The organism is Caldalkalibacillus uzonensis, assembly GCF_030814135.1.
Lineage (GTDB): Bacteria > Bacillota > Bacilli > Caldalkalibacillales > Caldalkalibacillaceae > Caldalkalibacillus > Caldalkalibacillus uzonensis.
Window position 1 is genome coordinate 1 of sequence record NZ_JAUSUQ010000034.1, and the last position, 10,799, is coordinate 10,799.

Genomic DNA, 10,799 nt, shown 5'->3' on the forward strand with positions numbered 1-10,799 from the left:
AGCTTTCGTCCCACCGGTGAAGCAGTGCTGGAAATATTGGACACAGTACAGATCGTGCAGATGGAGCAAAATGGGCAAACCATCCGTCTATTACCTGAGAACCTTCGGTCCCAAATTGAACGTATATTAACTCTCTTAGGGATGAGTCCCGCCATTTATACGCAGCTTAAAGGCGGGAATGGTGTCGAAAACACGCGTGTTTAAAGCCCTGGAAGGGGTTATTTGGTCTTTTCGATGTCGAACAACGGTGTTAAGTGGCAGTTCAGGTTAGAAGATGTCGAACATACCAAAGCTCTTAAGGTATACTCACATAGTATTTATGGGAAACAAATTCAGTGACGCGAAATTTAGGTTTTATATTTGAAGCCGCGCAAAATATGGGTTTTATATCATTGACAGAGCAAAAAAATAAAAAATTTATAAAATCCGCAGCAATCGAGTATGGTTGTGCTACATTGGTTTTCAGGGGGAGTCAAACATGAGTTGGCGATTGTTACTTGTGGAAGATGATCCGGAAATCGCGCGTGTGATCAGGGATACTTTTGTGCGTGACGGCTACGAAGTAACATGGGCAACGACCGGGTTGGAAGGTTGGGAAGATTTTCAGGAGAGGTCCTATGATCTTGTTCTGGTTGATCTTATGCTGCCGGAGATGGATGGGCTTACCCTTTGTAAAAATATTCGTTGGAAAAGTGATGTTCCTCTGATGATGATTAGTGCGCGCAAAGAAGATGAAGACAAAGTTAAAGGACTTCATCTTGGTGCAGACGATTATGTCGCCAAGCCATTCAGTCTGGCAGAATTAAAAGCCCGTGTTGAGTCATTATTACGGCGTTGGCGTCGTTATAAAGGGATCCCTGATGTGGAAAAAAAGACGGATTATCTCGGGGGATTAACCCTCTACTGGGATCAACATAAGGCTGTACTGCACGAACACGAGGTCCCCCTCACAGCAAAAGAGTTTGATCTGCTTAAATTACTGGCCCAGAATCCTCAGCGCGTTTTTTCCAAAAGTGAGTTGTATCAGCATGTCTGGCAGCAACCTGATGCTGAAGGATTACATACAGTCACTGTCCATATTAAATCATTGCGGGAAAAACTAAATGATCCTGTGAAATCACCTCAGTTTATTCAGACCGTGTGGGGGAAAGGCTACCGGTTTATTGGTGAGCCGCTATGAAATTAAGAACATGGTTGTTGTTGTCTTACCTGCTTGTTATGATTCTCCCCCTTGTGACTGCCTATCTTTTATTTGCTTGGATTAATGCATTTCACAATGATCAAAAAGTAGAAGAGTACCTTCAAAAATGGTCCCAGTTGCAACATGTGATTTCAGTGTTAGATGATCCGCTACTTTATCGTGAGACTGGGAGGGACCAAGTTGATCGACTGATTAGTCCACAACTGTCTATTGTTCTCTATAACCGTGATGGGCTGGTCCTGTATACTTCGGATCCTATGTATGTCTCACCTCAACTTGCACCTAGTAAGTCAGAACTGTATCAAAATTTGTATTCACTTGAACAAGGGTATCGTGCTTACAGCTACAAGCAGCCCGTTTTTGCTGGGCATGAGCTGGTTGGTTTTTTTGAAGTGAACTTAAGTCGTGATGAATGGGCTGCTGGTGTTGCTAAACGCACCTGGATGATGGTTGGGCTGTTTGTGGGCCTGTTTGTACTGATCTACCTGACCGTGATGATATTGGTTCATCGCAAATTGAACAGTCGCTTAAATCGCTTAATGCAGCACATGACGGCTTTTGCCAATCAGGAAACAGTGGAGCAGATGCCCGCAGGGAAAGATGAGATTGGTACATTGATGCAACATTTTTATCAGATGCAAAACCAAATTGAAAAGGCAAGAGCAAAAATCGCCAAAGAACAGCAGGAAAAGGAATATATGATTGCCACCATTTCCCATGATTTAAAAACACCGCTTACGTCGATCCGTGCTTACGCAGAATCGCTAACCACTGAACAGGATTTATCTGTCCATGAGCGTCAGGAATACCACAAGATTATTGTGGATAAAGCCAATTACATGCACCAGATGCTCGATGATTTATTGATGTATACTCTGCTCCAATCACCGGCCTATGAAATGGAATTTGTTGAAGTGGATGGCAGTGAATTTTTTGAAATGCTTGTTTCCGACTACGAGCCTTTGTGTAAAGCCAGGCATATACATTTGGATGTCTATTGTGCAGTGACAGGGAATTATCTGGTCAATCCCAACCAAATGATACGCGTGGCCGATAATCTGATGAGCAATGCCATTCAGCATACGCAACAGGGAGCGCATATTGGGCTGGCCGCTGTATCGGCTGACTGGCCACTGCCGGAATGGCTGTTCCCTTTCGTTCAGGAACAAGTCCGCTTTGATTGTCAGGATCGCGTTTTTCTTATCGTTCAAAATGAAGGCGAAGGTATCGCCAAAGAAAAATTGGCCCATGTCTTCGAACCCCTTTATCAGGCCGATCAGGCCGGAACGAAGCAAGATGCTCGCCGGACCGGCCTTGGACTGAGTATTACCAAACAAATCATGGAGAAACATGGCGGAGATGTTCACATCGTTTCACAGGAAGGTATAGGCACTTGCATCATATGTCATTTACCACAGAGAAGAAGGTGAAGGCAGTGAAGTTAATCAAAATAGTTGGAATCATGAGTATGATCGGGGTGATTGCAATCGGACTCATGGGATGTTCATCTGAAGGAAATCAATTTTTACCGGAACAAGTGCTGAAAAATGCCCTGGAGAGTGCATCTGAGTTAGGGGATTATTACGCTGAAGCTGAGATGAAGATCTACGAAAAAGACACCATTCTTGAACATATGCTGGTCAAAGAGTGGGTGAGTGAGGATGGCAAAAGAAGGACAGAAATTGAATCCCAAGACGGCAGTGAAACGAGCATTGCTGTGAATGACGGAGAGAGGCTGATCAGCTATCAACCGGAGAAAAAGCAGGCCTTTGTGATTGAAGACCCGGAGCTCCTCTCTTTCAATCAAGTGTCACCGAAACAACAGGCAGAGCAATTGCTGAAAATGATACAAGACACCCATGATGTCGCATTGGGAGGCGAGGAGGAAATCGCAGGACGCAGCACCTATCACGTCAGTGCTCGGGCACAGGAAACGACATCATTATTTGGAGATCAGGAACTGTGGATTGATAAGGAGAACTGGTTGGTGTTAAAAATGATTTCCATCTCTGGTGACATGAAGACCGAACTGGTGTATACCAAAGTGGAATTCAATCCGGAGATTCCAGCCGAAACATTTACACTAGAACTCCCGGATGATGTTCATATCTTGAATCTGGATGAGATGAATAAGACCAGGGAAGTGACGCTTGCTGAAGCAGCAGAGAACATTGGACACCCTTTTCTCCACTTCCCTGAAACGGATGGGCTGACCATTGCGCGTGTTGAACTGCTTGAATTAAAAGGAGAGCTGGACAGAACAGAAGTGAATGTGGATTATCATCAAGATGGACTGCCTTATTTAACGTTGACTGTCTTCCAGTCCCCTCAAGATGAAGGGGAGCCGGAAATGTTCCCGGGTGAGGAAGCTGTCACCATTCGCGGCCAAGAAGGGACATATATGGAAATGAATGATTTCCGCTCTCTGTATTGGCAGGAAAATGGCTTGAATTATTCGATCATATTGGTTGATCCTCACTTGACGGTGAAAGATTTAAAGGTGTTGGCAGATAAAATGACACCTGTTAAATAACGTCAGAGAATATACGAATAATAGAAACTGCTCTGACTCCTATCCTTTATCTACTGATTGCAAGTGAGTCTTAGAAAAAGATAAGACTATCATTCAAGGTATTGATTGTGTAGTATTAATAAGTAGTCCAATTTTACCATATCATATTTGATTTTAAAGATTAAGGAGAGTGTTTAAATGGAAACCAATGTCAACCATAACCAACCTGAAGCAGGTCCTCAAGCACAGAAGGGCAACAAGTTGGCCCTCTTAACTGTGCTGTATGCCCCAGTGGAGACATACAAGCAGTTTAAGTTGCAGCCAAAGTTTGGTTTGAAATTGGTTATATTGGCCTTGTTAATGGTGGTATTTGGTTATTTGTCTGCTGTGATGCTTCCCAATGTGTTAATGGGAGATTTGGAAGCTGAACTGCCGCCTGAAATGCTGGAGGAGGATGTCATGGCCACGGCCATGCTGTTTGGTGCCATAACGGCTGCAGTGGGCGGCGCGATTGGATTTGTCATTATGCTGTTGATTGCTGCCCTGTTCATCTTTATCATTACCAAACTGGCTCAAATGGACCTGTCCTATAAACAAGTGCTGGCCATCTCTACCTTGGCCCAGTCTCCAATGATATTAAATGGGATCGTCAGCCTCATATTCATCAACCAGACAGGCGACTTGACACCGGTGACCAGCCTGGCCTTTTTGGCTGGAGAAGAGGCCAGCCTGTTTATGTTTAACTTCTTGAGCAGCATTGAGATATTTAGCATTTGGTCGTTTGTGTTAATTGGTATTGGCCTGGCTGTATTTGCCCATGCCTCTTTGAAAAAAGGTTTGGCCGTCTCCTTAGGCTTTTGGTTGGCATCTGCTTTTATCGTATCTGTTTTTGCTGCCTGGATCGAAGGACTTTTACCCCCAATGTAAGGGGCCAAAGACCAACTGGAGGGAGTTATTTTGAAAAAAGCACTCATCATTGTCGGTGTAATCGCAGTCATCACAGCCGTTATTGGCTTAAATCTGTATATGAACACTGCCCAGCCTGCCACCTCGGTGCAGGCTGAGCTGCTTGAGACCATGGTGGTTGAAGGGGAAACAGTGCATGACAGCCTCATTGCCTCAGGTCAAGTTGTGCCTGCCCATTTTGAGGAAGTTTACTTTGATCCTGCTCTAGGTGAGCTGGATGAGATTTTGGTAGAGGAAGGACAAGAGATTGAAGCAGGTACCCCATTGTTTCGCTATCAGAGTGGGCAAGTTGCTGCCCAGCTTCAGCAACTGGATCTGCAAAATAAACGTTTGGCCCTGCAAGTGGAAGATTTAACTCAGCAGAAAAAGAATAATGAGCGGGAGATCAGTGAAACGAGGCGCAAACTGCAACAAGCCCGTGATGAACAAAATGAATATGAAGAAGAACGGCTCAAAGAGCTGCTGAATCAGCTGGAGCGGGAAAAGGAGCAACTGGCCCTGCAGGAGCGTCTCTTACAGTTGGATCAGGAAGAGCAAAAAATCCAGCGAGAACAGCTGAGAAGTGAGGAAAATAAATTAGTTGTTACCAGTCGCACAGGGGGCATTGTCCAAAAAATTGATGAACAAGCTGTACTGCAGCAAGGGTTGGAACCCACTCCGCTGATCATCATTGAATCAACTGGTCAATACCTGGTCCAAGGAACCATCTCCGAGTACGATACGGTCCATGTTGAAGCCGGTCAACATGTCATGATTAAGCCGAAAGTACTCGCCGAGGAAGCCTGGGAGGGGCAGGTTGTTGATGTTGAGTTTATTCCACAGGCATCGATGGAAGGAATGGGTATGGGCGGTGAGGCCCAAATTACATACTATCCATTTACGGTGGAGATTACGGAGGATAAACCGGGGCTTAAGCACGGTTATCATGTCAGTGTGGAAATCATGACGGATGTACGGGAAGATGCGATATTACTCCCCTTTGAAGCCTTTATGGAAATGGACGAGGAAGAGTATGTGTATGTCTTGAACGAGGGAAGGCTTGAACAGCGCCTGGTGACAACAGGATCGGTCAATGAAAAGGGCAAAGAAGTGACAAGCGGTGTAACCATTGGGGAGACTGTTGTACTCAATCCGGCTGCCGATTGGACGGATGGAATGGAAGTGGTTAGCAATGATCCAGCTGATTAATGTGGGCAAACGGTTTAAAGACGGGTCAGAATGGTTTGAGGCGTTGACCGATATCAATTTAACTATTGAGAGTGGTGAATTTGTCTCCATTATGGGACCATCAGGGTCGGGAAAGTCCACTCTGATGAATATCCTGGGATGTTTGGACCGGGCCAGTGCAGGGACTTATCTGCTTAATGGCATCAATACCAGTGAAGCAGATGATGTGCGGCTGGCAGCGATACGCAACCAGTATATTGGCTTTGTGTTCCAGCAGTTTCATTTGCTGCCCCGCTTGACGGCCCTGCAAAATGTAGAGCTGCCTTTGATCTACGCGGGAGTGAAGAAGAAGATACGGCTGGAAAAAGCCACACAAGCACTGGAAAGCGTCGGGCTGGGAGACAGGCTGCATCATCTGCCCAATCAGTTGTCCGGCGGCCAAAAGCAACGGGTCTCCATTGCCAGGGCCATTGTCAATGATCCACACTTGATTCTGGCTGACGAACCGACAGGCGCCTTGGATACGGCCTCAGGAGAGCAGGTGATGCGGATTTTTCAGCGTTTAAATGAACAAGGGAAAACCATCATTTTGGTCACCCACGATCCGGAGATTGCAGCGCACACCCGCCGCCACCTGCTCATCCGTGATGGACGCCTGCTGGAAGACAGGAGGGAGGCCAGTTGAGTATTTTGGACAGCATTAAGATGGCCATTACCTCCATTATGGCCCACAAGCTGCGCTCAGCTTTGACCATGCTGGGGATTATCATTGGTGTAGGGGCTGTGATCACCGTTGTGGCCATTGGCCAAGCAGGAGAAGCGGCACTGAAGTCCACATTTGCCGGTTCAGGCAATAATACGCTGGATATTTACTATGAGCCGCCTGCCGACCAGATGTTTTACTATGATCCTTGGAGTGAAACTTACTTTACGGACCAAGATGTGGAGGACTTGGCGCGCATTCCGGAAATTGAGCGGGTGATCGCTTATAACTCCCAATTTGTCCAGCTTCATCAGCGGGAGGAGAATACCGATGCGTTATTGATTGGCATGACGGACGGATACTATGATGTGGAACCGTTGGATTTAACGATGGGACGTCTCATTCAGCCGGACGATATTCTCCAGGCCAGGCGGGTCATGTTGATCAGTGAAGACGTGCGGAGAGAGTTGTTTGCTGAGGAGAATCCCATTGGACAAACACTGGAGCTGGAGCGTCAGGTCTACCAAATTATTGGCGTGTTTGAAGAGGAACGGACAGACTTTTTTAATTTTGGCACCAACAAGGTGATTGTGCCTCTGTCCACTTGGCCGATGATATATGGCTATAACGAGATTCAAAATTTAACGATCCAAGCCAAGGACGCCCGTACATTGGAAATTGCTGGTGAGAAAGCAACCCAGCTGCTCAACAACAAGAAGGATGTTGAGGGACAATTCGTGGTGTTTAACCTGGAGCAAATTCAGGAACAACTGTCCGTCATCACAGGGATTATGACGGCCATTATCGGGGGGATTGCCGGTATTTCTCTGGTGGTGGGCGGCATCGGCGTGATGAACATTATGCTCGTTTCCGTCACCGAGAGAACAAGGGAGATAGGCATCCGCAAAGCCTTGGGAGCGACAAGGGGTAAAATATTGTTCCAGTTTCTGATTGAAGCCATGGCCTTGACCACCATTGGGGGCTCCATTGGTATTTTACTAGGTACAGGCGGTGCTTATCTGATCACCATGTTGTTAAAACTACCACCCTTGGTGTCGGTTCCTGTGATGATCGGAGGATTGGTCTTTTCCATGGTGATCGGTATTATCTTCGGGATTTTGCCGGCCAATAAAGCAGCCAAGCTGGATCCTATTGAGGCGTTGAGATACGAGTAGGCAGGGAAAGAGGAGAGTACGATGTCATTGGGTTTGCCATCATGGACCGATTTGTGGTTGGCAATTGGCCTGGGTATTGTTATAGGCTTGATTAGTGAATATGTGGGCTGTAAATCCAAAAAAGCAGGCAATAGGAGTCTGTTGCTTTTGTCCGTGGGTGGGGTGGTCTGTTTAATCTATACATACCCCCTGGGTAGCGCAGTGCTTTTGATCAGCTTTGCTGCCTATGCAGCTATTGTCACCATGCAATTGACAGATGGCCGAGATAAGTATCTAGAGTTGAAAGAGAAAGTTCGCCATCTGGGTGTGGAAGAAATTGCAGTACAAAGGAAATTTTCACGGCTGGCCATTGATGTGCTGCTCACCCTGCTGGTCACCGTGGGGATGGTATTGGCCATTATTTACCTGCCTGAAGAACAATCTGTACTTCCTGTCATCAATTTGTTTATTTTGCTAAGCATTTATGGCAAATTAGTGGAGCGTATGATCATCTTCCTGACGACCAAAGTCTATTTTGTCCAACAGGAAGGGCAATTATTAATTGTCTCGCGCAACAAATCCAAACAGTTGCCTCTCCATGAGCTGGAAGCGGTGCACGTGGAAAGTGCGCCTGATGTGCTAAAACTCAATCACTTGTTTGTCGTGTTTACATCACATGAGGATTATACTGTTAATCTTGGCCGGGTGCTGTGTTTGACATATCCAGGTGAATCCATCTACCTGACGTTAACGGAAACAGATCGATGGAAGGTGCGCTTTGCTCAATATCTGCCTCCTGAGCAAGCTGCGGCAATTGAGGAAAGGACAACGTTGCCGCTCTGGCATCCAGCCTTACTCAAACGCTTGGCAGGCAAGCTGTATTATGCTGTTACCATCAAAGGCATATCGGCCTATTCGGCGCTTGTTGTGCTGTTGTATCAACTTGGTGTGCCTGTGTGGAGCATGATGGTTATTATTCTGCTGTGGTGGGGGCTTAATCTTTATTTTTCTGACCGTGTGCTGGCTGCTGCCCTGGATATCAAAGAAATCCGGGAAGGCAAGGTGTATGAAGCAGCGCAAAGGATTTTTCAGCAGGCGGGGTTGGGCCGCGTGCGCCTCTATGCCACCGAGGCGGCCGATTACAATGGCATGGCCATTGGCATGAATGTGGGCCGTTCGATGATTGTTTTAACTTCAGCCACGCTAAAATTGCCGCTTAAGGCCTTAGAGGGGATCATTGCCCATGAAGCTGTTCATGTGCAAAAAAGGGATGTGCTTATGGGGCAGGTCCTGCGCTTGGCAGGGTTGGGCCTGCTGGGCGGGTTGATTGCGCTGTGGTTCGATGAGCTGCAAACCTTGGTTGTTGAGCAGACGTGGATCGTGATCAGCATAGTTGTTGCTTTAATATGGCTGTTCCCTGTATATCTCTCCTTGATCCACCAATGGATGGAAGTGCGTGCTGATCATCTGGGCAGCACCTATCTTGAGGGCGGGAAAGCACAGATGGCTGAAGCGTTGCGTCAATTGGCTGTTCACCAGGAACGTGCTTTAGATAAAAGTTTAGAATACAGCTTAACTTCCACTGCACGTGAAAATGAAGGCAGTGGCCGGTTGTCTGTTTTGGAGCGGGACAAATGGGGATGGCGGCTGTTAGAATTTCAATTGCTGCTTCACCCGCCCATGTATTGGCGAATAAACACGTTGTTGACATACCGCCAAGGGTGGGGGCTTGGTCTTGCCAAACGCTGGCTGGTTGAACGTTTCAAGGAATCGCTGCCTGACAGGTTGATTGCCGGGAAAAACAGCAATCATAAGAGTGGAGCGGGGATATAGATGAGGCTGGTTATTGAAGCGTTGCTTTTATTGGGCGGATTAGTGTTAATAATGTTAGCATTTAGGTTCATTTTCTACCCAAGACTTTCGCGCAAGTTATACAAGAGGGCTATTAGCGTGATCGCTTATGCAGGTTATTGTGCTGTTTTTGCCTATGTTATCTACCGCTTAAGTAATGGTTAAAAAGAGTCAGGGACATTCCTGACTCTTTTGTGTGACGGACCGCCTGTGGATGACACGAGGATCCAGGATGGTTCTATTTCGTTATTCCAAATCCCCATGCGAATCCGGATAAGCCAGTAAATCTCTCTGGCCATTACTCCCATGTTGTTAGCGTAAGATGGAAATAAAAAGAGCACAGCCTAAAGGGCCATACCATCATCGACAGGAGATTGTAAAAAGCAGGTGGTTTGAAGTGGTGAACCGGAAACAGAATGTGACTATACAACGTTGGCTGTATTGGATCCCGGTTATTTTTATACTTCATAACATTGAAGAAATAATGTTTTTAGACCAATGGATGGTCCAGCATTTTACCTCGGAGAAGCAGGTGAAAGTGGCCATGTTTCTGCTTTCACTCCTTGTCATGACATTGGCCGCCCTGGCAATCATCGTTCGTTCAAGGTTATTTATGACATTGATTGTGATTGCCCAGTGCGTCATCTTTATCAATGCTCTTGGTCACATACTGGGATCCCTCATTTTTTCGATTACTCCCCGGGGGTGGTCACTGCAATCCTGCTCATCGTTCCTTTTTCGATCATGTTTTTTCGTCAACTCATTCGGCAAAAGGAATTTTCTATGAAGGGGATAGCTTTGTTTCTTGTAATTGGGATTGTCTTAATGTACCCGGTGATTCTATTATTTCTATTCATCGCCGGTCTGTTATAATACACAAGTTTATTTAAACAAAATATAGTAGATTAAAGACACGAAAGAAAAATGTGTTTTTTATCATTGGGGAAAACAGATGTACCGACATCGCAAGAAGGTAGCCCTTCTATGGCTTGTTATGTTTCGTCATTGCTTACATTGGTTATTTTGCTGTTCTTGCCTATGTCATGTATCGTTAATGACTAAACTATAAAAACAAAAAGAGCCAGCCCAAACCTCTGGCTCTTTTATTCGGGTTGTTTAACTATTCATCCTAGATTCCGCGTCACTGAATTTTGGAATGAAATGTTTTCCATAATACGATGTTGTAGAGCTTTGGTATGTTCGACATCTTCTAATCGGAACTATCATTTAGCACCATCTTTAGAC

The 10,799-nt window shown here is 45.9% G+C and carries 9 protein-coding genes and 1 pseudogene; all 10 read left to right on the forward strand.

Annotated elements, in window-relative coordinates; all coding sequences use genetic code 11:
- Nucleotides 1–204, forward strand: a pseudogene (locus J2S00_RS19355) (IS1634 family transposase); the annotation flags it as partial.
- Between the two features lie 274 nt (nt 205–478).
- A complete protein-coding gene (locus J2S00_RS19360) occupies nt 479–1,180 on the forward strand; it encodes a response regulator transcription factor (protein WP_307343832.1) in 702 nt (233 codons plus the stop codon).
- Nucleotides 1,177–2,631 (forward strand): sensor histidine kinase, encoded by a 1,455-nt coding sequence (locus J2S00_RS19365; RefSeq protein WP_307343836.1) that lies wholly within the window; start codon nt 1,177–1,179, stop codon nt 2,629–2,631. Before J2S00_RS19360 ends, J2S00_RS19365 begins: the two co-directional genes overlap by 4 nt.
- 5 nt (nt 2,632–2,636) lie before the next feature.
- Nucleotides 2,637–3,734, forward strand: coding sequence for a LolA family protein (locus J2S00_RS19370; RefSeq protein ID WP_307343839.1), 1,098 nt, complete (start codon nt 2,637–2,639; stop codon nt 3,732–3,734).
- 177 nt (nt 3,735–3,911) lie between these two features.
- Nucleotides 3,912–4,640, forward strand: a complete 729-nt coding sequence (gene yknW / locus J2S00_RS19375; protein ID WP_307343842.1) for a YknW family membrane protein — start codon at nt 3,912–3,914, stop codon at nt 4,638–4,640.
- A gap of 30 nt (nt 4,641–4,670) precedes the next feature.
- A complete protein-coding gene (locus J2S00_RS19380) occupies nt 4,671–5,867 on the forward strand; it encodes an efflux RND transporter periplasmic adaptor subunit (protein ID WP_307343845.1) in 1,197 nt (398 codons plus the stop codon).
- Nucleotides 5,851–6,531: an ABC transporter ATP-binding protein gene (locus tag J2S00_RS19385; protein WP_307343855.1), complete on the forward strand. Its 681-nt coding sequence runs from the start codon at nt 5,851–5,853 to the stop codon at nt 6,529–6,531. The genes J2S00_RS19380 and J2S00_RS19385 overlap by 17 nt, the downstream gene beginning before the upstream one ends.
- Complete coding sequence (locus J2S00_RS19390) at nt 6,528–7,724, forward strand: ABC transporter permease (protein ID WP_307343848.1); 1,197 nt, start codon at nt 6,528–6,530, stop codon at nt 7,722–7,724. The genes J2S00_RS19385 and J2S00_RS19390 overlap by 4 nt, the downstream gene beginning before the upstream one ends.
- A gap of 21 nt (nt 7,725–7,745) precedes the next feature.
- On the forward strand, nt 7,746–9,536 hold the full coding sequence (locus tag J2S00_RS19395) for a M56 family metallopeptidase (RefSeq protein WP_307343851.1): 1,791 nt from the start codon (nt 7,746–7,748) through the stop codon (nt 9,534–9,536).
- 520 nt (nt 9,537–10,056) lie between these two features.
- Complete coding sequence (locus tag J2S00_RS19400) at nt 10,057–10,341, forward strand: hypothetical protein (RefSeq protein WP_370875910.1); 285 nt, start codon at nt 10,057–10,059, stop codon at nt 10,339–10,341.
- Nucleotides 10,342–10,799: the final 458 nt, after the last annotated feature.